At 68.1% G+C, this 23,737-nt stretch carries 24 protein-coding genes; 18 read left to right on the top strand and 6 right to left on the bottom strand.

The window, feature by feature from the left end:
* Window positions 1–29: 29 nt before the first annotated feature.
* A complete protein-coding gene (locus tag ACQG07_RS09990) occupies window positions 30–545 on the bottom strand; it encodes a MarR family winged helix-turn-helix transcriptional regulator (RefSeq protein ID WP_426738167.1) in 516 nt (171 codons plus the stop codon).
* Window positions 546–611: 66 nt separating this feature from the next.
* Window positions 612–1,847 (bottom strand): DUF2254 domain-containing protein, encoded by a 1,236-nt coding sequence (locus ACQG07_RS09995; RefSeq protein WP_411557609.1) that lies wholly within the window; start codon window positions 1,845–1,847, stop codon window positions 612–614.
* Between the two features lie 170 nt (window positions 1,848–2,017).
* Here ACQG07_RS09995 and ACQG07_RS10000 point away from each other — a divergent pair, with 170 nt between their 5' ends.
* From ACQG07_RS10000 to ACQG07_RS10035, 8 genes are all read left to right on the top strand, one after another.
* Window positions 2,018–3,484 carry an alanine/glycine:cation symporter family protein gene (locus tag ACQG07_RS10000; protein WP_079704748.1) on the top strand — a complete coding sequence of 489 codons (1,467 nt, stop codon included), beginning with the start codon at window positions 2,018–2,020 and terminating at the stop codon, window positions 3,482–3,484.
* 119 nt (window positions 3,485–3,603) lie between these two features.
* Window positions 3,604–4,149 carry a hypothetical protein gene (locus ACQG07_RS10005; RefSeq protein WP_229939803.1) on the top strand — a complete coding sequence of 182 codons (546 nt, stop codon included), beginning with the start codon at window positions 3,604–3,606 and terminating at the stop codon, window positions 4,147–4,149.
* A gap of 136 nt (window positions 4,150–4,285) precedes the next feature.
* Window positions 4,286–5,497 (top strand): anion permease, encoded by a 1,212-nt coding sequence (locus ACQG07_RS10010; RefSeq protein ID WP_426738168.1) that lies wholly within the window; start codon window positions 4,286–4,288, stop codon window positions 5,495–5,497.
* 11 nt (window positions 5,498–5,508) lie between these two features.
* Window positions 5,509–5,817 (top strand): hypothetical protein, encoded by a 309-nt coding sequence (locus ACQG07_RS10015; protein WP_086472872.1) that lies wholly within the window; start codon window positions 5,509–5,511, stop codon window positions 5,815–5,817.
* A gap of 2 nt (window positions 5,818–5,819) precedes the next feature.
* Entirely contained in the window at window positions 5,820–6,521 is a 702-nt protein-coding gene (locus ACQG07_RS10020) for a DUF3349 domain-containing protein (RefSeq protein ID WP_426738169.1), read from the top strand.
* Window positions 6,522–6,602: 81 nt separating this feature from the next.
* Window positions 6,603–7,469 (top strand): hypothetical protein, encoded by an 867-nt coding sequence (locus tag ACQG07_RS10025; protein WP_426738170.1) that lies wholly within the window; start codon window positions 6,603–6,605, stop codon window positions 7,467–7,469.
* A 187-nt stretch (window positions 7,470–7,656) separates the two neighbouring features.
* Window positions 7,657–9,126, top strand: a complete 1,470-nt coding sequence (locus tag ACQG07_RS10030) for an MFS transporter (protein WP_426738171.1) — start codon at window positions 7,657–7,659, stop codon at window positions 9,124–9,126.
* Window positions 9,119–10,123 (top strand): alpha/beta hydrolase, encoded by a 1,005-nt coding sequence (locus ACQG07_RS10035; RefSeq protein ID WP_426738172.1) that lies wholly within the window; start codon window positions 9,119–9,121, stop codon window positions 10,121–10,123. The genes ACQG07_RS10030 and ACQG07_RS10035 overlap by 8 nt, the downstream gene beginning before the upstream one ends.
* On the opposite strand, the gene ACQG07_RS10040 is transcribed toward ACQG07_RS10035, so the two are convergent.
* Window positions 10,118–10,939, bottom strand: a complete 822-nt coding sequence (locus ACQG07_RS10040) for a sulfite exporter TauE/SafE family protein (RefSeq protein ID WP_426738173.1) — start codon at window positions 10,937–10,939, stop codon at window positions 10,118–10,120. The genes ACQG07_RS10035 and ACQG07_RS10040 overlap by 6 nt on opposite strands.
* 107 nt (window positions 10,940–11,046) lie before the next feature.
* Between ACQG07_RS10040 and ACQG07_RS10045 the strand changes: the two genes are divergently transcribed.
* The 3 genes from ACQG07_RS10045 to ACQG07_RS10055 all read left to right on the top strand — a co-directional run bounded on the left by ACQG07_RS10045 (window position 11,047) and on the right by ACQG07_RS10055 (window position 12,217).
* Complete coding sequence (locus tag ACQG07_RS10045; RefSeq protein WP_079704757.1) at window positions 11,047–11,328, top strand: ArsR/SmtB family transcription factor; 282 nt, start codon at window positions 11,047–11,049, stop codon at window positions 11,326–11,328.
* A 112-nt stretch (window positions 11,329–11,440) separates the two neighbouring features.
* Window positions 11,441–11,737 carry a hypothetical protein gene (locus ACQG07_RS10050; RefSeq protein ID WP_079704758.1) on the top strand — a complete coding sequence of 99 codons (297 nt, stop codon included), beginning with the start codon at window positions 11,441–11,443 and terminating at the stop codon, window positions 11,735–11,737.
* 126 nt (window positions 11,738–11,863) lie between these two features.
* Window positions 11,864–12,217 carry a hypothetical protein gene (locus tag ACQG07_RS10055; protein ID WP_079704759.1) on the top strand — a complete coding sequence of 118 codons (354 nt, stop codon included), beginning with the start codon at window positions 11,864–11,866 and terminating at the stop codon, window positions 12,215–12,217.
* 79 nt (window positions 12,218–12,296) lie between these two features.
* Here the strand turns inward: ACQG07_RS10055 and ACQG07_RS10060 are convergent, their stop codons facing one another.
* Window positions 12,297–12,929, bottom strand: a complete 633-nt coding sequence (locus ACQG07_RS10060) for an NAD(P)-dependent oxidoreductase (protein WP_426738174.1) — start codon at window positions 12,927–12,929, stop codon at window positions 12,297–12,299.
* A 26-nt stretch (window positions 12,930–12,955) separates the two neighbouring features.
* Window positions 12,956–13,621 carry an SDR family NAD(P)-dependent oxidoreductase gene (locus ACQG07_RS10065; protein WP_192004314.1) on the bottom strand — a complete coding sequence of 222 codons (666 nt, stop codon included), beginning with the start codon at window positions 13,619–13,621 and terminating at the stop codon, window positions 12,956–12,958.
* Between the two features lie 120 nt (window positions 13,622–13,741).
* Between ACQG07_RS10065 and ACQG07_RS10070 the strand changes: the two genes are divergently transcribed.
* Together ACQG07_RS10070 and ACQG07_RS10075 are read left to right on the top strand one after the other, a co-directional pair.
* Complete coding sequence (locus ACQG07_RS10070; RefSeq protein ID WP_159877231.1) at window positions 13,742–14,305, top strand: TetR/AcrR family transcriptional regulator; 564 nt, start codon at window positions 13,742–13,744, stop codon at window positions 14,303–14,305.
* Between the two features lie 246 nt (window positions 14,306–14,551).
* Window positions 14,552–15,559, top strand: a complete 1,008-nt coding sequence (locus tag ACQG07_RS10075; RefSeq protein WP_206428294.1) for a glycosyl hydrolase — start codon at window positions 14,552–14,554, stop codon at window positions 15,557–15,559.
* Between the two features lie 104 nt (window positions 15,560–15,663).
* Here ACQG07_RS10075 and ACQG07_RS10080 read toward each other — a convergent pair whose 3' ends face one another.
* Window positions 15,664–16,932 (bottom strand): ROK family transcriptional regulator, encoded by a 1,269-nt coding sequence (locus ACQG07_RS10080; protein ID WP_240773515.1) that lies wholly within the window; start codon window positions 16,930–16,932, stop codon window positions 15,664–15,666.
* Between the two features lie 29 nt (window positions 16,933–16,961).
* Between ACQG07_RS10080 and ACQG07_RS10085 the strand changes: the two genes are divergently transcribed.
* The 5 genes from ACQG07_RS10085 (at window position 16,962) to ACQG07_RS10105 (ending at window position 23,726) form a co-directional block, all read left to right on the top strand.
* Entirely contained in the window at window positions 16,962–17,831 is an 870-nt protein-coding gene (locus ACQG07_RS10085; protein WP_138946119.1) for a LacI family DNA-binding transcriptional regulator, read from the top strand.
* A 154-nt stretch (window positions 17,832–17,985) separates the two neighbouring features.
* Window positions 17,986–19,284, top strand: coding sequence for an ABC transporter substrate-binding protein (locus ACQG07_RS10090; protein ID WP_426738175.1), 1,299 nt, complete (start codon window positions 17,986–17,988; stop codon window positions 19,282–19,284).
* A gap of 82 nt (window positions 19,285–19,366) precedes the next feature.
* Window positions 19,367–20,326 (top strand): carbohydrate ABC transporter permease, encoded by a 960-nt coding sequence (locus tag ACQG07_RS10095; RefSeq protein WP_085512119.1) that lies wholly within the window; start codon window positions 19,367–19,369, stop codon window positions 20,324–20,326.
* On the top strand, window positions 20,323–21,243 hold the full coding sequence (locus tag ACQG07_RS10100) for a carbohydrate ABC transporter permease (protein WP_426738176.1): 921 nt from the start codon (window positions 20,323–20,325) through the stop codon (window positions 21,241–21,243). Before ACQG07_RS10095 ends, ACQG07_RS10100 begins: the two co-directional genes overlap by 4 nt.
* Entirely contained in the window at window positions 21,240–23,726 is a 2,487-nt protein-coding gene (locus tag ACQG07_RS10105; protein ID WP_426738177.1) for a glycosyl hydrolase 2 galactose-binding domain-containing protein, read from the top strand. Before ACQG07_RS10100 ends, ACQG07_RS10105 begins: the two co-directional genes overlap by 4 nt.
* Window positions 23,727–23,737 lie beyond the last annotated feature (11 nt).

The raw sequence follows: 23,737 nt of genomic DNA on the forward strand, positions 1-23,737 counted from the left end.
AGGAAGCGCCCTCGCGGCATCCCGATCGGTCAGAGGCCGAGGTCGAGCAGTTCCGTCGCGGCAGGTTCGCCGGCGGCGAGCGAGAAACGGTTGAGCGCGTCCACGAGTGCGTGCTGGTCGGACACCGGCATCCGCTCGAGGATCCGTCCGATCTCCTGTCGTCGGCGTTCCGTCACCTCCGACACGATCGCCGCCCCGGAGTCCGTGATCTCCACGAGGACCTCCCGCCGGCTGTCGGAGCTCGGGACGCGACGAACCCAGTCCTTCGAGGTCATCCGGTCGATCACCCGGGAGAAGGTGGAGCGATTCATGTGCAGCTGCGCGGCGAGCCGCCCGATGCGCAGTCGTTCCTGCGTCGAGAGGATCACGAGCACGCGGAACTGCGGCAGGCTGATCTCCTGCAGGACCCCGGTCAGGGAGCGGGCCACCACGCCGAGGAGCGCCCGCGAGGCGATGAGTGTCGCTTCCACCGCGGCCGTGTCCTCGACCTCTGCCACCTGACCGACCTCCACCCGCGTCCGATACGCGACGTCCTCGTTCGTCATCGTACAAGTGCCCACGCCCGGCGGGCGCGGCGACTTCGCCCGACGACGGGGTGTGTGCGTGCGTGCTCAGGACTGCAGTCGGCGGTGCAGTGCGTCGAGCACTGCGACATCGGCGTCGTCCAACTTGGTCGACGAGCGCTGCAGGGCGAGTGTCGCGGCGGCACGGAACGTGTCCGCTTGGTCGGGTGCGGTGGCCGCCAGCGCTGCGAAGCACTTCTGCAGTCGCATCTGGACTTCGAGGATGCCGGCGCCATCGCGCGAGAGCGGACGGAACGCATCCATCACGAGGTCCTCGAGGGTGACGCTGCGGACCCAGACCAGCGGGTAGTCGACGTCGACGTCGCGCGTCGTGGTGAGGGTCGCCGTGAAGACCCGTTGCAGGGCTCCGATGATCTCGATCGCCGTGCCCGGGTCGTTCGTCGCCGGCGAGAGGGCCCGGCTGCCGATCTCGGCCAAGGCGATCACGCCGAGACGCGGGTCCTGCTCGTAGGTGCGATGGGCCGCGATCCGGAAGGCCCGCCGGATCGACGCCTGCAGCTTCGTCTCCGTCTCGCCCTCGACGATCGCGAGCGGTGTCGTCGCGTCGGCGACCCGGCCTGCCGTCGCGACCACCTGGATGGAGACGTCGGCGTCCGCCGCGGCTTGGTCCAGCATCGGCAGGTCCACGAAGACGACGTACCCGGGCTTGTCGGCGAACACGGGTGTTCCCTGGCGGTCCGGTCCACCGAGAGGGTTCGCGCCAAGTGACGGCGACTCCGCATAGGCGCTGAGCGACGTCGTGGCAGCGGACTCGACGCGGTCGATGATGTCGGACATGCGGCCGAAGGTGGAGAGATGGGCGATCCAGCGCAGGAGTGTCACGACGATGATCGTGATCATCACCAGTGTTCCGAAGAACAGGATCGTACGTCCCTGGTCGCCGTAGTAGCCCGTCGACAACGCGATGATGCCGACGAGGGAGAAGGTGAAGCCGCCGACGAACGTCGACAGCGCGTTCTGCGAGGTGGTGTCCTCGACCATGAGCTGCGTCGCTCGCGGCGTCGCGATCGTGGTCGCCGACGAGTAGACGGTCACCATCGCGGTGATCGAGAACGTCGTGACCGCGAGCATCGAGCTCGCGATGATCTGCAGGATCGATCCGACGGAGTCCTGACCGAGGTCGATCACCAGCCGGAACGGGAGGAGGCCCCCGATGAAGCCGGCCGCGAGAGCGAAGGCCACGGCCATCAAGGTGAACACGGCGGCCCTGGCCCACACCTTCTTACCGAGCAGGAAGAGGAACCTCGAGAGACCTGTCTTCATGATGTCCTTGCGGTCGACGGCGGAACACCATCCTGCCGGACGATGCAGTCGCACCGTCACCGTCACCGCCGCACGTCGCGGAGCGCAGCGTCAACCGGGCCCACGCAGCGAGTGGGTCGGGTGACGGACGGATCGTGCGCGCCAGGCGTCGCCTGCGCCATACTCTCGGGATGGACATCCTGAACGAAGTGATCCTGGCCGGTGGCGATCTGTTGTGGACCTGGGCGGTGCTGCCCGTCCTCGGGCTCCTCGGTCTGTACTTCACCGTTCGCTCGGGCGTCGTGCAGTTCCGGCTCATCCCCGAGATGTTCCGCACCCTCACGAACAAGACACCGCTCGGTGACGACGGCAAACCGCAGTCGGTCTCGGCCTTCCAAGCGTTCACGATCTCGGCCGCGTCGCGGGTCGGCGTCGGCAACATCGCGGGTGTCGGGACGGCGATCGCGATCGGCGGCCCCGGAGCGGTGTTCTGGATGTGGACGATGGCGTTCATCGGAGGCGCGTCGAGCTTCGTCGAGTCCACCCTCGGCCAGCTGTTCAAGGTGCGGGACAAGGACGGGTTCCGCGGCGGTCCTGCCTACTACATGCAGCACGGCCTGAAGGCGCGTTGGATGGGGATCATCTTCGCCGTCATCCTCATCGTCTGCTTCCCCTTCGCGTTCAGCTCGCTGCAGGCCAACACGATCAGCGCGACCGTGTCGTCGAGCTTCGGCGGCGAGATCGGCTGGATCCCCTGGGTGATCGGGATCCTGCTCGCTGCCCTCACCGCGCTCGTGGTGTTCGGTGGAATCCGCCGCATCGCGAGCGTGACCCAGGCGGTGGTGCCCGCCATGGCACTCGGCTACCTGCTGCTCGGCCTCGTCATCGTCGGGATGAACATCGACCAGCTGCCGGTCGTGTTCGCGTCCATCTACACGCAGGCGTTCGGGTTCAACGAAGTGGTCGGCGCAGCGCTGGGCACCATCATCATGACGGGCGTGAAGCGGGGCATGTTCTCGAACGAGGCCGGTCTCGGTTCAGCGCCCAACGCCGGTGCGAGCGCGGCCGTGACGCACCCGGTGAAGCAGGGCCTCGTCCAGACCCTCGGCGTCTACTTCGACACCTTCCTCGTATGTTCGATCACGGCGTTCATCATCCTCGTGTCCTCACCGGACCTCGCCGGGGCGACCCGCGGCATCGGACTCACCCAGAACGCCATCGTCGGCAACCTCGGCGAGTGGTCGAACGTCCTGCTGAGTATCATCATCTTCCTCCTGGCGTTCAGCTCCATCCTCGGGAACTACTACTACGGCGAGTCGAACATCGAATTCATCTCGTCGAGCCGTCGTGTGCTCACCGGGTACCGGGTGCTCGTCGTCGCCGTGATCTTCCTCGGTTCGATCGCTTCGGCCGACGTCATCTGGAACACCGCCGACGGCATCATGGGACTCATGGCTCTCGTGAACCTCGTCGCCATCGGGTTGCTGTCGGGCATCGTGTTCAAGCTGTTGAAGGACTACTCCGCGCAGCGGCGCGCCGGCCTCGATCCGGTCTTCACCCGTGACCGGTTGCCCGAAGTCAGCGGGATCGAATGCTGGCAGGATGCGCTCAGCGTGACCGGCCCCCTGCCCGTGCAGGAGGCCCGCACCGTTCGCTGACGCGGGATCAGGCTCGAGCGTCTACACTCGACAGCGGTGCGCCGGGAAGTCTGGTCGGCGGGCGGTGAACACACCGCTCTCGTCTCCGACCGAACCCGGTCGGCCGTCCGAGGAGCACCATGCCAGCCGTCGACGCCCCGCCCGAGCCTGCCTCCCGTCCCGCCCTGAACGTGGTTGGAGGGCCACACCCCGTCGTCGACGTCCTCGAGCGATGTCTCGGTGACGCGGACATCCCGGTCACCCACGCCATCGCGGACGGTACGTGGCACGTGGTGATCGTCGAGGTCCCGCCGGGAGCGCGGCGTCACGGTGCCGAGCAGTGCTCCGAACTGGCGGGCCTCCTGCGGGAACTCGTCGCCGTGCAGACGGGCGCGGTCGAGGTCGTGGTGCTGGTGGATGCGGGTGAGCATGCCGACGACCGCCGGTTGGCCGGGAAGTTCCAGACGGTGCTGACCAGGATGACCGCGGAGGCGCAGATCCTCTTCGGGGTCGCCAGCACCATCAACGGCATCGACGTGTCGGGTGAGGTCGACGTGCCGCTCCTCTGCCGCCGACTGATCGAGTACTTCGATCAGTCGGAGACCCTCGTCACCGGTGAACTCCTCGTCGCTGAGGACCTCCGACAGCACTCGATCGGCACGTTGCTCTCCAACCGCTTCGCCTGACCCGGGCCGGACTGTACAAGCGGAGCCGGCCGACGATCTCCGCGTCGCCCCTCCGGCCCCCTCCCCACGTGAACAACGGGTGAATCCGCCCGCGCACCCGTTGTCGATCCTGCGATCGAGGAGCAAGCTCGTCGCCGTGGACCCCATCATCCTGCTCTCACTCGTCGTGATCACGGCACTCGCCTTCGACTTCACCAACGGCTTCCACGACACCGCGAACGCGATGGCGACCTCCATCGCCACCGGTGCGCTGTCGCCGAAGATCGCGGTCACCCTCTCGGCGGTGCTGAACCTCGTGGGCGCGTTCCTCAGCATCGAGGTCGCGCTCACCGTCACGAACGCGGTTGTGAAGATCCAGGATTCGTCGGGAGCTCCCGATCCCGCGCTCCTAGCGGGAGGCGGCTCGGCGCTCCTGCTGATCGTGCTCGCCGGGCTCATCGGTGGCATCATCTGGAACCTGCTCACCTGGCTGCTCGGTCTTCCGTCGAGCTCGTCGCACGCGCTCTTCGGCGGTCTCATCGGCTCGACGCTCGCGGGCCTCGGCCTGAACGGCGTGAACTGGGCCGGTGACGGCTCGAAGCTCGACGGCGTCGTCGGCAAGGTCATCCTCCCGGCGCTCATGTCGCCGTTGCTCGCCGGCGCGGTGGCGGCGATCGGCACCTGGCTCGTCTTCCGCGTCATCGGCAACCTCGCCCAGGGGCGTCTCCACCGCGGCTTCCGGATCGGGCAGATCGGCAGCGCGTCCCTCGTCTCGCTCGCCCACGGCACGAACGACGCGCAGAAGACGATGGGCGTCATCACCCTCGCGCTCATCGCGGCCGGCGGCTGGGACGACACCGAGTCGGTCCCGCTCTGGGTGAAGCTCGCGTGTGCCCTCGCGATCTCGCTCGGCACGTACATCGGCGGGTGGCGGATCATCCGCACCGTCGGCAAGGGCATCGTGGAGTTGAACACGCCGCAGGGCATGGCCGCCGAGAGCTCCTCCGCCGCCGTCATCCTCGCCTCGAGCCACCTCGGCTTCGCGCTCAGCACCACGCACGTCGCGACCGGATCGATCCTCGGCTCCGGGGTCGGACGACCGGGCGCGCAGGTGCGCTGGCGGGTGGCCCTGCGGATGGTCGTCGCCTGGATCATCACCCTCCCGGCTGCCGCGCTCATGGGCGCGGTGATGTGGTGGGTCGGTCACCTCGTGGGCGGAGCGATCGGCGGAATCCTCATGGTCGCGATCCTCGTCGGTGTCGCGCTCGCCATCTACCTCCGGTCGCGCCGCGACAGCATCGGATCCCACAACGTGAACGACGACTGGCAGGACGCCCCCGCCCGCTCGTCGCAGAAGACCACAGCGTAAGGACGTCGGACATGTTCATGCTCTTCCTCGAAGCCGCCGCCCAGGTGGCTGTCATCGCGCTCGTGCTCGGCGCCGGGCTTCCCGCGCTCTTCGCGCTGGGTGTCCGCTCGTTCGCGGTCGCCGGAGGCGCCGGGTCCGACGACCGGAGCGGGTCGGCCGCGCCGACGATCCCGTCGGGGCTCCTCCGCGCCATCGGCGTGCTGTGCTTCGCCGTCGTCGTCGCCGCCGTGCTGGTCGGACTCACGATCATCGTGGCGACCGGTCTGGGGCAGGAGGTCAGCTTCGACCACGTCTTCCCGACCTTCACCCCGAAGGACTGAGCGTGTCGCACGAGAACGGGACGGACCTCACCGGCCACGGGTCCGGCGTGGTGGCGCGCGTTGTCGGCTGGCTCCGCGCCGGATACCCGACGGGCGTGCCCGAGCACGACTACGTGCCGCTGCTCGGCATCCTCCGACGGAGCCTCACCCCCGAGGAGCTGGACCAGGTCGTCGAGGGACTGCTCGTCGAGGCGGAGAACGCCGATGCGAGCGGTGAGCCGGTCGGCCACGATCGTCTGCGGGCGCGTGTCGAACAGCTCCTCCTCGGTCCGGCGCTCCCGGAGGACCTCGTCCGCGTCTCCGCCCGGCTCGCGAGTGCGGGGTGGCCGCTCGGCAGTCCGGACGACGTCCGCGCGGGAGCGGCCGACGATGATGACGCTGGCGGGAAGGCGCGCGCGACCCTCCTCGAGGAACGCGGAGGGCTGGTCGCCCGCATCGTGCGCTGGCTCCGAGCCGGGTATCCCGCAGGATTCCCCGACCAGGACTTCGTCCCGCTCGTGGCGCTCCTCCGTCGTCGGCTGAGCGACGCCGAGGTGGCCGAGGTGGGTGCGCGCCTCGCGGCCGAGGGCGACACGTCGCTCAGTCGGGTCGACGTCGCCACCGCGATCGCGCGGGTCACCGCGGAGCTGCCGAGTGACGAGGACGTGGAGCGTGTCCGCCGGTCGCTCGCCGACCACGGGTGGCCGAGCGACTTCGCGGTCTGAAGGTCGAGTCGGGGCGCCGGGGTGACGACCACTGCGTCCTCGGTCGTGGCCGGTGTCGGGGGCCCGTCGTAGGTTCGGCTCGTGCCGGAACGGGTGGAAGCGTGGTGGGCCCGCCGTCAGTGGTCGAAGGGTCTCGAGACGCCGTACCCGGTGGGCGCCTACCGGCAGGCCTGGGCGTCGTTCCCAGCGCTGTGGCGGCAGTACCACGCGGATCTCAACGCCGGCATCGTCCTGAGCCAGGTGCCGCCCGCGGCCGACGTCCTGCTGCAGTGGCAGTGCGACCGGGGGCACCGGTTCGTCGCGACGCCGGGCGAGCAGCGCTCGCGGCCCGGACGCGAGCGTCGCCGCAGCGCGTGGTGCCCGGAGTGTTCCGATGAGGCCGATCCGTCAAGGGTCGTCGCGTTGCCGATGCGGGAGTCGGTGACCGACCCGGTGCCCGCGGTCGCCGGGATCGTCCGGGAGCGTCGCGCGCGACCGAAACCCTCGTTGTGCGAGAAGACCCCGGAGCTGCCGGTGGGGGAGGCCTTCACGTCCGTGTGTGCGCCGAAGCCGGCTTCCGCCGTCGAGGCTCAGCTGCGCGCGGATCTCCACGGGCGACTCACGCTGACCGAAGGACTGAACGCCGTGCGGGTGCAGCGTCCGTTCTTCCAGCACCTGGAGGTGTGGCCCGACCTGGTCTACCCGGAACTGCGCATCGCCATCGAGTACGACAGCATCGGCCGGCACGGACTCGAGCACGTGGGGCGCCGCGAGGAAGCGGACCGACGGAAGGACCGCGCGCTGCGGTCGGCTGGCTGGGAGGTCGTCCGCCTCCGCACCGGGAAGCTCGAACCCCTTGGCCCCCACGATCTCCAGCTCTCGTCGTGGAACCGACGCGCGCTCGACCGGTTGGTCGATACGCTCAGGGCCGTCCGAGGTCCGTTGTTGGTCGACGCGTATCTGCGGTGAGTCCGTCAGCGGGACGAGAGTGCGCGAAACGCTCCCATGAGCGGCGTTTGGGAGCGTTTTGTGCACTCTCGCCGGAATGAGATGCGTTACCCTCGTCGCAGAGGGAAAAATCCCGTCGTGCTTCGGCCGGCGGAAACGCACAAGCGTCTCGTGGGAGTCGCCACTTCTTCATCGAAGGAGTGCGCCCATGCTCGAACCCTCAATCTCCACGGCTGTCGAAGACTCGCCGCCACGCCTCCGCGACGCGTGGGTCGCGCTGGCCGGCCTCTCGGGCGTGTTCCTGTTCGAGATGCTCGACAACTCCGTCCTGAACGTCGCGCTCCCGACCATCGGCCGTGACCTCACCGCTTCAACCGCGTCACTGCAGTGGGTGTCGGGCGCGTACTCGGTCACGTTCGGCGGACTGATGTTGCTCTTCGGTGCGGTCGCCGACCGGTTCGGTCGGCGTCGGGTCATGCTCGTCGGTCTGACGCTGCTCGCCGTCGTCAGCGTCTTGACCGTGTTCGTGGGCTCGGTGGAGCAGTTGATCGCCGTACGCGCCCTGATGGGCGTCGCCGCGGCGATGACGACTCCGGGATCGATGGCTTTGGCGTTCCGCCTGTTCGACCGGGACGACCTGCGTGTCCGCGCGCTGACGGTCATCTCGACCGCTGGGCTGGTCGGCCTCGCCGCCGGGCCGACGATCGGCGGCTTCGTGCTCGCCGTGGCGCCGTGGCAGGTGCTCATCGTCGCCAACGCCCCGATCGCGGTGATCGCCTGGATCGGGATCCGCGCCGGGATCGGTGCCGACGAGTGGTCGCACCTTCACCGAGACCGGATCGATGTGCTCGGCGCTGCGCTCGGGACCGCGACCGTCGTCGGCGTCCTCTTCACCCCGACCCTGTTCGTCGCCGGCACCGACGTCCCTGCGGCCTGGGGCGCGGCTGCGGCAACGGTGACCGCCGCGATCGGCTTCGTCGTCAGGGAGCGCACCGCCCGCCACCCGTTGCTGGATCTTCGTCTCGTGGCTCAGCCGCTCGTGGCCTCCGGCTTGGCGTACAAGGCCGCCGCCGGGCTGGCGATGGCCGGCTTGTCGTACCTGGCGACCCTGCAGCTGCAGTTCGCCTGGGGGTGGCCGCCGGCCTTGGCCGCTGTCGCGATGCTCCCGCAGGTCGTGGTGCTCTTGGCGAGCGGTCGCTTCGTCGGCCCGTTCGTGCACCGCGTGGGACTCGATCGTGCGGCATGGATGAGCGCCGCCGCGGTCGTCTCGGGGCTCGCCGTGTTCGCGCTGCTGAGCCGGTTCGGCTACCCGTGGGTGCTCGTCGCCCTCATCCTCGTCGCCGCCGGGATGCGGGTGGTCGGAGTCGTCGCCGGCAACAACGTCCTTCGCGGGCTTCCCGCGGACCGCACGTCCATCGGTGCGGCCCTGGTCGACACCGCGAGCGAGATCGCCACCGCTGTCGGGATCGCCGCGACCGGGACGATCCTCGCTGCGGTCGTCGGCGGCGGCATCACGACCGAGTACTTCACCCCTGCCCTCGTCGCGTCGTTCCAGCAAGCGATCCTCATTGCGGGATCGACCATCGCCGTCCTCGCTGCAGCCCTGGTGGCTGTCGGTGTCCTCCGTTCACATCACCTCCCATCTCAGCCCGCAACCCAGGAGCCATCCCATGTCTGACCTCATGCCCCGTCCCCCGTTCGATCCCGAACTCACCCCCTTCCTCGCCGCGCTCGAGGCGCGCGGGCCGTTCAGGCTGACGACCGAGATGCTGCCGCGGATGCGCGGCCTCGACACGACCGAGGAGGCCCTCGACGAACGGCTGCGCTCGCGCGGGTTCGAGCGGCACTCCCTCACGGTGCCCGGCCATCTCGGGGATCCGATCACGCTCGCTGTCGTCCAGCGGATCGGGCGCTCCGGCGCGACGACGGCGGTCTATACGATCCATGGCGGAGGGATGATGTTCGGTCATCACCTCGGCAACCTCGAGTCCTACGACGACTGGCTCCTGAACGACCACGACGTCGTGCTCATCAGCGTCGACTACCGCCTCGCCCCCGAGTACCCCGACCCGTACCCGGTCGAGGACTGCTACGCCGGACTCGTCTGGGTCGCGGAGCACGCGGATGAACTCGGTATCGACCCGGACCGCATCGTGATCGCCGGGCAGAGCGCTGGCGGCGGGCTCGCGGCCGGCACCGCCTTGCTCGCCCGGGACCGCCGTGGGCCGGCCCTCTTCGGGCAGATCCTCGTCTCGCCGATGCTCGACGATCGGGATGCCACCGTGTCGACGATGCAGATCGACGGGGTCGGGGTCGCAGATCGGCAGATGACCCGGTTCGGCTGGGAGGCCTATCTCGGACACCGTCGCGCCGGTGAGGACGTTTCCATCTCCGCCGCGCCGGCGCGGGCGACCGATCTCACCGGGCTTCCGCGCACCTACCTCGACTGTGGCAGCGCCGAGGTGTTCCGTGACGAGACGGTCGCCTTTGCCAGTGCGATGTGGGCTGCGGGTGGCGACGCGGAACTGCACGTCTGGCCGGGGGCGTTCCACGGCTTCACGAGCATGGTGCCGAGAGCCGCCATCTCGCGGGCCGCCATCGCGGCCCTGGCCGACTGGACGAGGCGACTGCTCGGAACACCCGCCGGCGAGGTCGCTCTGCCGGGTGCATCATGAACCGGTGAACTGCACCACGGTGTCCCAGGCGAGCTTCACGATGAGGATGGACAGGGTCACCAGGAACACGATGCGCACGAAGCCGCTTCCGCGTTTCGTCGCCATACGGGCGCCGATGAACCCGCCGGTGATGTTCATCACGGCCATGGCGAGACCGAGCGCGAGCAGGACCTCGCCGTGCACCCCGTACACGACGAGAGCGGCGAGGTTCGTGGTGAGGTTGGCGATCTTCGCGTTGACGCTGGCTTGCAGGAAGCCGTAGCCGAGTACGCCGACGATGAGGATGACGAAGAACGAACCCGTTCCCGGTCCGAGGATGCCGTCGTAGAAGCCCACCAGCAGCCCGATCAACGCCGCCCGCCAGGCGACGGCGGTGGCGCGGTCATGGCGGGGTTCGTGGTGCAGGCCCATGGTCGGCTTGAAGAGGGTGTACAGCGCCACAACGATCACGGCCACGAGCACGATGGGCGTCAACACGTCGCGAGGGACGTACCGCGAGAGGGCGGCACCGACGGTCGACCCGGCGTATGCGCCGGCGACGAGGGGCACCAGGAGCACGAACTGCACCCTGATCTTGCGCAGGTACACCCAGCTCGCCGACAGGGTGCCGAAGAACGACGACAGCTTGTTCGTACCCAGGATGAAGGGGGTCGCGACATCGCTCGGTACGGCGATGACGAGCGCGGGCAGTTGGATCAGTCCGCCGCCACCGACGACCGCGTCGACCCAGCCGGCCACTCCCGCCGCGACGAGGAGGAGGACGAGCGCGGCCACCGAAACGGGAAGCCATTCGGCGATCAGCGGTCCATCGAGCACAGTCGCCCAGCCTAATCGTCAGAGTGATGATCCATCGGGCGGACGTCGAACGGGGTCTTCGAGCGTTCAGGCGATCCTGATGCATTCACATCTGCTTATATGTATAGATGAACGAGGATCTCGAACCCGCTGCCGAGTTGTTCAAGGCCCTGTCCTCCTCCTCGCGGTTGCGGTTGCTGCGCATCCTGGCCGCCGGCACGTCCACGGTCGGTCAGCTCGCCGAGCAGAGTCAGTTGTCGCAGCCGTTGGTCTCGCAGCACCTGCGGACGCTGCGATCAGCCGGCCTGGTCTCGGTGCAGCGGATCGGCCGAGAGGCGCACTACGACGTCGCTGACGTGCACGTCTCGCACATCGTCGACGATGCCGTGCAGCACGCCCTCGAGGGATAGCGAGAACCACTATCGATTAGCTGCATGTATTGCAATTCGCTTATGAATGAGATGTACTGATGACGCGTCGCCGCCCGTCGCGACATCCGATCTCTTCCTTCGAAAGGCAATCATGAGCACGACTGACATCCACGCCGAGCACTCCGTCACCGAGCACGAGCACGGAACGGACTGCGGCCACGAAGCCGTCCAGCACGACGACCACACCGACTACGTGCACGGCACGCACCACCACGCTCTGCACGACGGTCACTACGACGAGCACGAGAGCGTCGCCGAGCACACCGTCGCCGACCACGAGCACGGTGCGGCGTGCGGTCACGACGCCGTCGACCACGACGGTCACGTCGACTACGTTCACGACGGCCACCAGCACGCGGCGCACGGCGAGCACTACGACGAGCACTGATCGCTCGTCGTCGTACGACGCACGAGGGGGCCGGCTCTCGAGTCGGCCCCCTCGTGCTGTTGGTGGGCTGGCGTTCGGTCAGTCATCCGTCAGTCGTTGTTCCTGGATGGCCGTTACGCTCGCTGCATGGAACCGGACTGGATCGAACACCGGCGCTCGGAGGATCGGGAGCGACTGGGGTGGATGAAGCCTGTCGGTGAGGGGTTCGTCGTCATCGACCTCCTGGGGCGTCAGCGAACCGATGCGCTGGACTGGTTCCATGCCGAGGAGGCGCTCGACGAGATCGGCATGGGCTATCTCGCCGACCCGCACGAGCTTCGTCTGGAGGACGGCTCCTGGTTGCGGGTTCGTATCGCCGAGGTCTCGACCGCCGGGATTCGGGTGAAGAAGGATGACTGGGGCGACATGACCGCCACGCAGCTCTACTACGAGGTGTCCTTCCCCGTGACCGAGGACCAGCTGCGACCACTGCCTCGCTGAGCGGCGTGGTGGCCCGCACGCTCCGGGCCACCGCGGCCCGATGTCGGGATCGCCGACGGCGGGGCATGGAGCAGCGTTGTCAGTTGCTGATCCGGAGCTCCTGCTGGGCGTATCGCAGGTCATCGGCCTGGGCGAGCATGAACCGGGCGAGGTCGGTGCGAGCGATGCGCAAACGGACCCGGTCGCCGGATCCGCTCGCGGTGCGCACCCTGACCGTTCCCGTTCCGGGCTTGTCGTGAGGCATCGTGACGACCACGGTCGTCCAGTCGCGATCAGAGCCGCGAATGGCCTCGCCCACCTCGGTGGACTCGGGCCCCAACCTGAGCAGGCTGTAGCTCGCTCTGCTCAATGCCCGCATCAGCGGGCTGCGGGGGATCAGAATGCTCGGCCCCCAACTGAAGACGAGTCGGCGGACCCCGTGCGTGCGCATCGCGGCCACGATGTTGCGCGTTCCGGCTGCGACGGGCATGTCCTTGGACCCGCCGACGATCTGTGGAGTCAGGGTGGCCAGGACGGCGTCGGCACCGCGGACGACGTCCTCAACGGCGACCGCGTCGGTCAGCTCGCCCTGCACGACCCGTAGTAGGTCGTGGCGCAGGTCGAGCTTCGCCGGATTGCGGATGAACGCCACCACGTCATGCCCGGCGGCGAGTGCCTGTTCGACCAGGTGGATACCGGTGCGCCCGGTGGCGCCGAAGATGATCAGCTTCATGACGTCTCCCTTGCGAAGCCTGCGGGTCAGCCGTTGTAGGCGACGTAGTGCAGCTCGGCCTGCTGACGCTCGTCGTGCAACTGCGCCAGGGCCTCCGCGATGACCTCGGGCTCGGCGTCGGGGTGGCCGCCTCCGATGAGTGCGGTGATGCCCAGGTGTGCGACGTAGACGCCCTTCGGTTGCAGTGCGTTGTGCAGGTTGAGGGCCCAGTTGCGAAGTCCCGCTGCGGCGATGTTCACGTTGCCGAGGAAGGGCATGGGGCTGATGGATCCGCCGCCGGTCGTGATGAGGACGGTCCCCTTGCCTGCTGCGATCATGTCCGGCAGCACTGCCCCGACGGCGGCGAGCGCGCCCCCGAGATAGAAGTCGATCTGTGGTTGCAGGTTCTCCGTCGTCACCTCGAGGACGTCGACGGGCGTGAGGGACGGGTCTGCGGGCGAGAACTCGAGCACGTCGATCGGGCCGAGCGTGTCCGTGATCGAACGCAGGGCGGCGGTGACGGTGTCCGGTTGGCTCACATCGGCAGCGAACCCGTGAGCGGTGATGCCTTCGCCCGCGAGGGTCTGGGCGAGCGAGTCGAGCTTGGACTGCGTTCGTGCGACCAGCGCGACGTCGAAGCCCCTGCGTCCGAAGGCGCGGGCGATCTCGAGGCCGAGGCCCGGGCCGGCTCCGATGATGGTGATGAGCGGCATGATGTGTCCTTTCGAATCCCACGGGTTCGTGGGGCGTTGCGTCGTTGAGCTAAGTTGAGGGTGTCCTCAAACAAGCTTGAGCATAACTTGAGACCACCCTCAATATCCATAGGAGCCGGCATGACCGCGGAACGGAGTCTGCGTCGCGATGCTCAGTCGAACGTCGAGAAACTGCACGCGGCGGCGCTGGCGGTGTTCTCGGATCGAGGTCTGTCCGCTCCGTTGGAGGACATCGCGAAAGCAGCCGGGGTGAGCATCGGCACGCTCTACAACCGAGTGGGGTCGCGCGATCAGTTGATCGATGCCGTCATCCCCGCGGTCGTGGGGGAGAAGCTCCTTGCGGTCAAAGAATGGACCATGGCGGAGCCGACTCCGCGAGCGCGGCTGGAGAGGTTCGTCACCTGCATGATCGACCTGCAGCTCAGCGATCCGGCCCTCAACGACGCGATGCTCCGGCGGTTCCCCGACGCAACGGCGCTCATCAACGCCTGCGATCGGTCAACGGCCTTGGGGGCGGAACTCATCGAGGATGCGCACGCCGCCGGTGTCCTCTCCCAGGACTTCACGACCGAAGACCTCATGGCGGTGTTGTGGATGGCGGGCACGGCGAGTCACGACCCGAGAGCGCCTTCCGGATGGCGACGACTCGTCGAGCGTGGTGTCGCTGCCGCCTGGATCGAGTAGATCCGGCGGCTGACGGTCGCCGTCACCAGCGCGACGTTCACGGGTCCGTGCGGCTGCAGCTGGGCGCCGGGGTGGCGGCCTCAGCTCTCGACCTCCGCCTGCGGGCGCTCGGGGACCTCGTCATCGTTGTGCTGACCTGATGACGACTTTGATTAATTAGTCATGAAAGTTCTTGACCTCTGAAGGAAGACAGGGGAGCCTGTTCGGACCGCCGCTTCAACGAGGAAGCGCGGGGAGGAGACGATGATGAAATCACATGTTCGTGCCGGACGACTGGCGCTCGCCACCGCGCTCGTGCTCGGCTTGGCAGGAGCGGCGGTCGGGCAACCGGCTCCCGCTGAGGCGTTCCCGGCCAAGACGAAAGCGTCGGTGATCCAATACCTCCGTTCGATCACCGGCTCGAACGTCGTGTCGGGCCAGCACAACAAGGAGCCCGCGAGTGCGCCGGGCCAGTACACCCAGCAAGTGAAGGACATCACCGGTCAGTATCCCGGTCTCTGGGGCGGTGACCTGATGTTCCGAGCGCAGGACGCGGCCAACCGTCAGCGAGTGATCGATCAGGCGAAGACCGAGTGGGCGAACGGTTCGCTCGTCGCGTTGACGTGGCATGCATGCTCACCGACCGGCCCCTCGACCTGTGAGTTCGACGGCGGTGTCAAGACGCAGATCACCAACGCGCAGTTCACGCAGATCGTCACGGGCGGCACCGCTCTCAACACCACCTGGCGGCAGCGGATGGCCGAGGTCGTCCCATATCTGCGGCAGCTCAAGGACGCCGGAGTCCCGGTCCTCTTCCGGCCCTTCCATGAGATGAACGAGACCTGGAACTGGTGGGGCGGCCGATCGGGAGCGAACGGCGGGGCGAAGATCTTCCAGCAGATGCGTGACTACTTCGACTCACAGGGGCTCGACAACCTCATCTGGGTGTGGAACGTGCAGGACAACCCGGCGGGAGGGTGGGCGAACTACTACCCGGGGAACTCCTACGTCGACGTGGTCTCACTCGACGTCTGGTACAAGAACTATCCGAGCGCGGCCGACTACCAGCAGATGCAGACGATCGCCGGTACGAAGCCGATCGCGATCGCGGAGTTGGGGAAGGCGCCGGATGCGAACCTCCTGCAGTCGCAGACGCGTTGGTCGTACTTCATGATCTGGTCGGAGCAACTGCGTGGCAACAACTCCAATGCCGAGATCCAGAACGCGTACTTCCATCCGCGGGTGTTCAATCAGGGCGAAGTGGTCCTGCCGTAGGCGGGATGCCGTGACCTCGTCGGTCCGCGCCCGCGACGATGGCGCGGCCGTCGGGGCGACCTCCTGAACGAGCTGGGAGGCTGGGCCGTCGTCGAACCGGCGACTCAGCGTGTGAGCGCCGGCCCGTGTCCCGGGGCGATCGTGCCTTGTAGGACCAGCGACGCGGCGCCGATCGCTGCCGCGTCGCGCGGGTTGGCGGAGAGCTCGACCACGATCGGGTGGGCCCGCCGGGCGAAGAACCGCTGCTCGAGACGTTCGCGGATCGCACGGGCGTAGAGCGAACCGGCCACCGCCATGCCAGGGCCGGCGAGGACGAGCCGATCGAGGTCGAGCAGGTTCGCGAGTGTCACCGTGGCCGCGGCGACCCGGTCGGCCGAGTTCTGGATCAGGTCGAGCGCCACGTCATGGCCGCTGACGGCGGCTCGGGCGAGCTGGTCGAAGTCGCGGCTGAGCGTCTCCGGTGCGAAGCCGAGCCCGAGTCCGTCGAGGCGATCCCGCGAGGCCTCAGCCGCCGCCATCACGGCTGCCGGTGCCGCGTAGCGCTCCAGGCATCCGCGGTTGCCGCAGTGGCAGGGGACGCCGTCGACCTCGATGCTGATGTGACCCAGCTCACCGGCGTTGGAGCTCGAACCACGATAGAGCGCACCGCCCAGCACCATTCCTGCGCCGATCCCGGTGCCCATGTAGACGCATGCGAAGGACTCCGTGCGCGACACCTGGCGACTCCAGAACTCACCGACCGCGGCGGCGGCGGCGTCGTTGTCGACGACCACCGGAACGTCGAGGCTCTCCTGCAACGCCTGCTGCAGGGGGAAGTCGTCCCAGCGTACGAGCGTGGGCGGACCGAGGAGGACACCGCCGAGTTGGGCGATCGGGCCGGGGGCGACGACGGCGACGCCCGCGATCGACGGGGCCGCGAGCCCGACGCCGGCGACGAAGTCGCGGTAGAGCGTGACGAGTCGGTCGGTCACCTGCTCCGGCGTGGCCGAGCCTGCGCCGTCGACGAGCTGTCGGCCGACGACGCCGCCGCGGACGTCGGTGGCGACGAGCGTGATCGACTCGAATCCGAGCTGGATCCCGACGGCGTACTTGGCGCTCGCGTTGATCTCGAGGAGGGTCCGCGGCTTGCCGCCGCGGGGCGCGGCCCGACCGGTCTCGCGGACGAGTCCGTCCTCGATGAGGCGGCGGACGATGTTGGAGATCGACGGCTGGGTCAGACCCGTCGCCTCGGTGAGCTCGGTGCGGCTGATGGTGCCGGCCGAGCGGATGAGGTCGACGATGAGCGCCTGGCTGCCGGGACCCGACTGCACGGACTCACGTCTGGCCAACTGTCCCTCCCGGCGATCTTCGAGCGCGTAGTGTGAGGGCCACACGACCACTCCTCACGAAAGGCCGCGTCCCGATGGGTCTCGATGCCGAACAGACTATCGCGCAGCCCCGGCCGATCGGCCTCACGCTGTTCCGGGCCTCGGAGATCTACGGCGCGGAGCCGTTCTACCACGAGCTCATCGCCGGCATCGATCGCGTCGTCCGCCCGCACGGCCTGTCCGTGTTGCTCCGCGTGCTGCCGACGCGGGAGGAGGAGCTGCTGCAGCTCGGGCGCTGGCAGCAGGACGGAACGGTGAGCGCCGTCATCCTCGTGGACCTCATCGACGACGACGAGCGGGTGGCCTTCGTCGAGCGGTCCGCGATCCCGGCGATCGTGATCGGCGCTCCGACGACGGCTCAGGGGCTCCCGGCGGTCTGGACCAACGACGCGGTCACGATGCACGAGGCCGTCGACCACCTCGTCTCGCTCGGGCACCGGCGTCTCGCGCACGTCACGGGTCCGCGCGAGCTCACCCACACGCTGTCCCGGATGGAGGCGTTCACCCTCGCCTCCGACCTGCCCGACGTGGACACGGTCTCGATCGGCGGCGACTACTCGCGGACGTCCGGCTACCAGGCCATGCAGACGCTGCTCGCCCGAGAGCCCAGACCGACGGCGGTCGTCTTCGACAGCGACGTGATGGCGCTCGGCGGGCTGCAGGCGGTGCAGGAGGCCGGGTTGCGGGTGCCCGACGACCTGTCGATCGTGGCGTGGGACGATTCGGCGCAATGCCAGCTGTCGGACCCGCCGATGTCGGCGCTCAGCCACGACGTGCAACGCATCGGCGAGATGGCGGGCGAGGAGCTGCTCGAGCTGTTGGCGGGTCGCCCAGGTACCACACGGGAAGCGCCGCACGCCGTGGTCATCGAGCGCTCCACCTCGGGTCCCGTCCCCGTCGCTTGAGGTTTCGAGGGCGCGAGTGAGGTGGATTCCCTGTGATCGATTTGTTATATAAATTAATAATGTTTAGTCTTGACGGGCGTGAGACGGCAGACGATGCTGGACAGCGAGCGACGAGGCGACCCGGCCCTTCGCCCCCATGAACGAAGGAGTTCCCATGTCCCGGAGACCGATCATCGGCCTCGCCGCAACGGCTGCGGCCGCGGCACTCGTCCTCAGCGGCTGTTCCGGCGGAGCCGCCAACGACGACGGCGACCCGAGCGGCGAGATCACCGTCCTCACGAACCGCACCGACCTCGTCGACACCACCTTCAAGGACTACGCGGCCGAGTTCGAGAAGCAGTACCCCGGCACCACCGTCAAGTTCGAGGCCCTGACCGACTACGAGGGCGACGCCAAGATCCGCCTCAACTCGAAGGACTACGGCGACGTGCTCCTCATCCCGTCCTCGAATGTCACCAAGGATCAGTACGCGAACTTCTTCGAGCCGCTCGGCAGCACCGAGGAGCAGTCCAAGACCTACCGCTTCGCGAACGAGGCCTCCTTCGACGGGACGGCCTACGGCGTCTCGACCTTCGGTTCCGCCATGGGCTACGTCTTCAACCGCGACGTGTGGACCAAGGCCGGGATCACCGAGCCGCCCGCCACCGAGGAGGAGTACCTCGCCGCACTCGAGAAGGTCAAGGCGAACGGCTCGATCCCGTACTACACGAACTACAAGGACGGCTGGCCGCTCGCGACGCTCGAGGGCAACCTCGGAGCCGGGCAGGGCCCGAAGGTCCGCACCGAGATGATCGCGACCGACAGCCCCTGGACCGAGGGCAACGACCAGTACAACATCGACGGTCTCCTCTTCGACACCGTCGCGGCCGGCCTGAGCGAGCCGGACCCCACCACCACCAACTGGGAGGAGTCGAAGAACCTCCTCGCCTCCGGTGAGATCAGCTCGATGGTGCTCGGCTCCTGGGCCGTCTCGCAGATGCAGGACGCCGCCGAGAAGGCCGGCGAGTCCCGCGACGTGATCGGCTTCTGGCCGATGCCGTGGAAGACCGACGACGGGTTCACCTCCGTCACCGCCTCCGACAAGTTCCTGGCGGTCAGCAAGTACTCGAAGAACAAGGCGACCGCGAAGGCCTGGATCGACTGGTTCACGAACGAGTCAGGATTCGCCGCCAGCCAGGGTGCCATCAGCCCCGTCATCAGCGACCCGGCACCCGACACGCTGGCCGACTTCTCCGACCTCGGCGTCACCTACCTGGAGCTCGCTCCGGACCCGGTGGGCAAGGAGGCCGTGATCAACGACATCGCCAACGCCGCTGAGATCGACCTCTTCGGCAACACCTACCGCCAGAAGCTCATCGACATCGCCCGCGGCGCAGCCGACGGCGACAAGGAGAGCGCCTTCGCCGACCTCAACGAGCGCTGGGCAGCCGCCCGCGCCGACGTCGCCGAGTAGCACCCATCCGATCGACACCCGGGCCCGTCCCCACGGCGGGCCCGGGTGTCCTCCACCCCGCGCAGCGAAGAAGGCAACCAGCATGGTCACAGTCCAGGGAGCGTCACCCGCCACCCGAGCGGTGGTGACGAACCATCCACGCCCGCCGCGCACCCTGCGCCCGGGCAGACCCCCGAAGGCCACCGGGTCGCGTGTCACCCCCTGGCTCTTCCTCGTGGTGCCGCTCGCCTTCCTGATCGTGCTCACCTACGTGCCGGTCGCGAACATGTTCTGGTACAGCCTCACCTCGTGGGACGGACTCGAACCCGAGCAGGAGTTCGTCGGCATCGACAACTTCGTGCAGATCTTCACGAAGCCGGAGATCTTCCAGGTCTTCTTCGTGAGCCTGTACTACCTCGTCGGGGCCGTCGCCCAGCTCGTCCTGGCGCTGTACCTCGCCACGCTGTTGAGCTTCCGCACCCGCTTCAAGAACCTCTTCAAGGGCGTCATCTTCTTCCCCTACCTCATCAACGGGGTCGCGATCGGGCTGGTCTTCCTCTACTTCCTCCGCCCAGGCGGCACCCTCGACGCCCTCCTCGCGGCGGTCGGCGTGCAGGACACCCCGCAGTGGCTCGGCGACCCCTCGTTCGTGAACGCCTCCCTCGCCGCCACGTCCGTCTGGCGGTACATGGGCCTCAACTTCGTCCTGTTCCTCGGTGCGATCCAGTCGGTCCCGTCCGAGCAGTACGAGGCCGCGGACCTCGACGGCGCCAACTCGTGGCACAAGTTCCGCTTCATCATCCTGCCGAGCATCCGGCGCATCCTCGGCCTCTCGTTCATCCTGGCCATCGCCGGAGCACTGTCCGCCTTCGAGATGCCGTACGTCATGACCGGCGGTGCCAACGGCTCCGAGACCTTCGTGATCCAGACGGTGAACACGGCCTTCAAGTTCTCGAAGGTGGGTTTGGCGTCCGCGATGGCCGTCGTCCTGCTGCTGATCGTCCTGATCATCACCTTCGTCCAACGCCGGGTCTTCCCCGACGAGAAGGGAGGCGAATCGTGACCGCCCCCGCCGACCGACCGGTCTCCGCTGCCACACCCGAGCCCCGACGCGCACTGCGACGGACGCGGCGCGGGCCGAAGCGCCCACAGGGTGCCGCCGCCCTCACCGCGACGACGATCAAGTACGCCTCGCTCATCATCGCGAGCCTCTTCGCGGTGGTCCCCCTGGCCACGATCTTCATGCTCGCGTTCAAGACCGACCGCGAACAGCGGACGACCGGTCCCCTCACCCCGCCGTCGAACTGGTTCAACTTCGACAACTTCGTCGTCGCCTTCGACCAGGGCGGCATGGTCACCGGCTTCCTCAACACCGCGATCATCCTGCTCGTGTCCGTCGCCGGGACCATCCTGATCGGCACCATGTCGGCCTACGCACTCGACCGGTTCCGCTTCCGCGGACGGAAGCTCGTCATGGGCCTGTTCCTCCTGGCGACGCTCGTGCCGTCGGTCACGACCCAGGTGGCCACGTTCCAGGTGGTGTCCGCACTCGAGCTGTTCAACACCCGTGGCGCCGCGATCCTGCTCTTCATGGGGACCGACATCGTCGCGATCTACATCTTCCTGCAGTTCATGCAGTCGATTCCCGTCTCCCTCGACGAGGCCGCGATGCTCGACGGCGCGAACCGCTTCACGATCTACTGGCGCATCATCCTCCCGCTACTGAAGCCCGCTGTTGCGACGGTGGTCATCATCAAGGGCATCGCCATCTACAACGAGTTCTACATCCCCTTCCTGTACATGCCGTCGCAGGACCTGGGGGTGATCTCCACCTCGCTGTTCCGGTTCATGGGACCGTTCGGCGCCCAGTGGCAGATCATCGCGGCCGGGACGATCCTCGTGATCATCCCGACGCTCGTCGCCTTCCTCTTCCTGCAGCGATACATCTACAACGGCCTGACCTCTGGAGCAACCAAGTGAGCATCATCGACACCGCCACCGTCCGTCCCCTGACCACCCGCCTCCTGCACGAGGGGTGGAGTCTGCGTGCGGTCGGTGGCGCGATCCCCGAGGCATTCGTCGGGACGAGCGTGCCCGCGACGGTGCCCGGCCTCGTGCACACGGACCTCCTCGACGCCGGGCTCATCCCCGACCCCTTCCTCGACCGCAACGAGCACCTCGTGACGTGGATCGGATCGACGGACTGGGAGTACCGCACCACCTTCACGTGGGAGCCGGACGGCCACGAGCGGCACGACCTCGTGTTCGAGGGACTGGACACCGTGGCGACGGTGACCGTGAACGGCTCGGTCGTCGCGACCACGCGGAACCAGCACCGCACGTACCGCATCGACGTCGGTGCCGTCCTGCGCGAGGGTGAGAACGAGCTCGTCGTCCACTTCGCCTCTCCCGTCGCCGCGGCGGACCTGGCCAGCCTCGAGATCGGCTACCGCCCCCACACCTACTCCCACCCGTTCAACGCCATCCGCAAGGCCGCCTGCAACTTCGGCTGGGACTGGGGACTGGACGCCGCTTCGTCAGGGCTCTGGAAGCCCGTGAGCCTGCAGTCGTGGTCGACGGCCCGGCTCGCCTCGGTGCGTCCGGTCGTGACCGTCGACGGCGGCGAGGGCCGGGTCGCCGTGCACGTCGACGTGGAACGCGCCGGCGGCGGTGACGCGCCCCTCGCGCTCACAGCGACGGTCGCCGATGCGAGCACTGATGTCGTCCTCGCGGCCGGTGCCGACACCGCCGTGGTCGAGCTCACCGTCGCGGATGCCGAACTGTGGTGGCCGCGCGGGTACGGCGAGCAGCCACTGTACGACCTCGACGTCGTGCTCAGGCAGGACGAGGCACGCCTCGGCGAGTGGTCGAAGCGGATCGGGTTCCGGACCGTCGCCGTCGAACTCGAACCCGACGCGGAGGGCACCTCGTTCCGCTTCGTCGTGAACGGCGAGGCCGTCTGGGTGCGAGGCGCCAACTGGATCCCCGATGACGCCTTCGTGACCCGCGTGGATCGCGCACGGCTCGCGCGCCGGATGGACCAGGCCGAGTTTGCGAACCTCAACCTGCTCCGTATCTGGGGCGGCGGCTACTACGAGTCCGACGACTTCTACGAGCTCTGCGACGAGCGCGGGATCATGGTCTGGCAGGACTTCCTCTTCGCCTGCGCGGCCTATGCCGAGGAGGAGCCGCTGTGGAGCGAGGTCGAGGCGGAGGCGCGCGACAACATCACGCGCATCATGCCGCACGCGAGCCTCGTGCTGTGGAACGGCAACAACGAGAACATCTGGGGCTTCGAGGAGTGGGGCTGGGAGAAGCGTGTCCAGGGCCGCACGTGGGGCATGGGCTACTACCTCGATCTGCTGCCACGGCTCGTCGCCGAGCTCGACCCGGCCGGCAACTACACCGCGGGCAGCCCATGGTCGGGAACGCCGGACATCCCGGCCAACGATCCGGACCACGGATCCGTGCACCTCTGGGAGCTGTGGAACCGCGTCGACTACCCCGCCTACCGCGACGTCTCGCCGCGCTTCGTGGCCGAGTTCGGTTGGCAGGGTCCGGCGACGTGGTCGACGATCGATCGAGCCATCTCGGACTCCCCGCTCACGCCGGAGTCGCCCGGCATGATCCACCACCAGAAGGCGACGGACGGGAACGACAAACTGACCGACGGACTCGTCGCGCATCTGCCGCTGCCGGACGACACCGAGGACTGGCACTGGGCGATGTCGCTCAACCAGGCCAACGCCGTGACCGTCGCGATCGAGCACTTCCGGTCGTGGAGCCCACGCTGCATGGGGTCGATCGTCTGGCAGCTGAACGACTGCTGGCCAGTCACGTCCTGGGCGGCCGTCGACGGCGACGAGCGCGCGAAGCCGCTGCTCTACGCCTTGCGACACGTCTACGCCGACCGGCTCGTGACCGTGCAGCCGCGAGGGGAGTCCCTCGTGGTCGCCGTGCTCAACGACGGCCCGGACGCCTGGGCGGGCGACCTCGTCATCCGGCGCCTCCGGTTCGACGGGACCGAACTCGCCTCGGTGCGCGTCCCGGTCGACCTGGACCGACGCTCCTCGACGCTCGTCGAGATCCCCGAAGCGGTCGCGGTCGCGGGCTCGGCACCCGATGAAGTACTCGTCGCCACAGTCGGGGCGGAACGCGGCTTCTGGTCCTTCGCCGAGGCACGTGATTCGACGATCCCCGCCCCTCGGTTCAGCGCCGAGGTCGCCCGCCAGGAGGACGGTTACGCCGTGACCATCACGGCCGAGTCCTTCCTTCGCGACCTCACGCTGCTCGTCGACAAGCTGGACCCGGCCGCCGTCGTCGACGACCAGCTCGTGACCCTCCTGCCGGGAGAGCGCGTGACGTTCCACGTGCGGACCGAGGTGGAACTCGGCGAGGACGAGCTCCTGTCGACCCGGGTCGTGCGCACCGCGAACCAGCTGGTCGAGGACTGGGCACGGTGACCCTGGCGGAC

Source organism: Plantibacter sp. 2H11-2 (assembly GCF_050031945.1).
Lineage (GTDB): Bacteria > Actinomycetota > Actinomycetes > Actinomycetales > Microbacteriaceae > Plantibacter > Plantibacter auratus.

Coding starts and splice junctions, on each gene's coding strand:
- ACQG07_RS10015 (WP_086472872.1), top strand. CDS start 5,509: ATGTTCATGCTCTTCCTCGAAGCCGCCGCCCAGGTGGCTGTCATCGCG.
- ACQG07_RS10005 (WP_229939803.1), top strand. CDS start 3,604: ATGCCAGCCGTCGACGCCCCGCCCGAGCCTGCCTCCCGTCCCGCCCTG.
- ACQG07_RS10090 (WP_426738175.1), top strand. CDS start 17,986: ATGTCCCGGAGACCGATCATCGGCCTCGCCGCAACGGCTGCGGCCGCG.
- ACQG07_RS10030 (WP_426738171.1), top strand. CDS start 7,657: ATGCTCGAACCCTCAATCTCCACGGCTGTCGAAGACTCGCCGCCACGC.
- ACQG07_RS10085 (WP_138946119.1), top strand. CDS start 16,962: ATGGGTCTCGATGCCGAACAGACTATCGCGCAGCCCCGGCCGATCGGC.
- ACQG07_RS10095 (WP_085512119.1), top strand. CDS start 19,367: ATGGTCACAGTCCAGGGAGCGTCACCCGCCACCCGAGCGGTGGTGACG.
- ACQG07_RS10050 (WP_079704758.1), top strand. CDS start 11,441: ATGAGCACGACTGACATCCACGCCGAGCACTCCGTCACCGAGCACGAG.
- ACQG07_RS10070 (WP_159877231.1), top strand. CDS start 13,742: ATGACCGCGGAACGGAGTCTGCGTCGCGATGCTCAGTCGAACGTCGAG.
- ACQG07_RS10000 (WP_079704748.1), top strand. CDS start 2,018: ATGGACATCCTGAACGAAGTGATCCTGGCCGGTGGCGATCTGTTGTGG.
- ACQG07_RS10065 (WP_192004314.1), bottom strand. CDS start 13,621: ATGCCGCTCATCACCATCATCGGAGCCGGCCCGGGCCTCGGCCTCGAG.
- ACQG07_RS10060 (WP_426738174.1), bottom strand. CDS start 12,929: ATGAAGCTGATCATCTTCGGCGCCACCGGGCGCACCGGTATCCACCTG.
- ACQG07_RS09995 (WP_411557609.1), bottom strand. CDS start 1,847: ATGAAGACAGGTCTCTCGAGGTTCCTCTTCCTGCTCGGTAAGAAGGTG.
- ACQG07_RS10055 (WP_079704759.1), top strand. CDS start 11,864: ATGGAACCGGACTGGATCGAACACCGGCGCTCGGAGGATCGGGAGCGA.
- ACQG07_RS09990 (WP_426738167.1), bottom strand. CDS start 545: ATGACGAACGAGGACGTCGCGTATCGGACGCGGGTGGAGGTCGGTCAG.
- ACQG07_RS10045 (WP_079704757.1), top strand. CDS start 11,047: ATGAACGAGGATCTCGAACCCGCTGCCGAGTTGTTCAAGGCCCTGTCC.
- ACQG07_RS10075 (WP_206428294.1), top strand. CDS start 14,552: ATGAAATCACATGTTCGTGCCGGACGACTGGCGCTCGCCACCGCGCTC.
- ACQG07_RS10035 (WP_426738172.1), top strand. CDS start 9,119: ATGTCTGACCTCATGCCCCGTCCCCCGTTCGATCCCGAACTCACCCCC.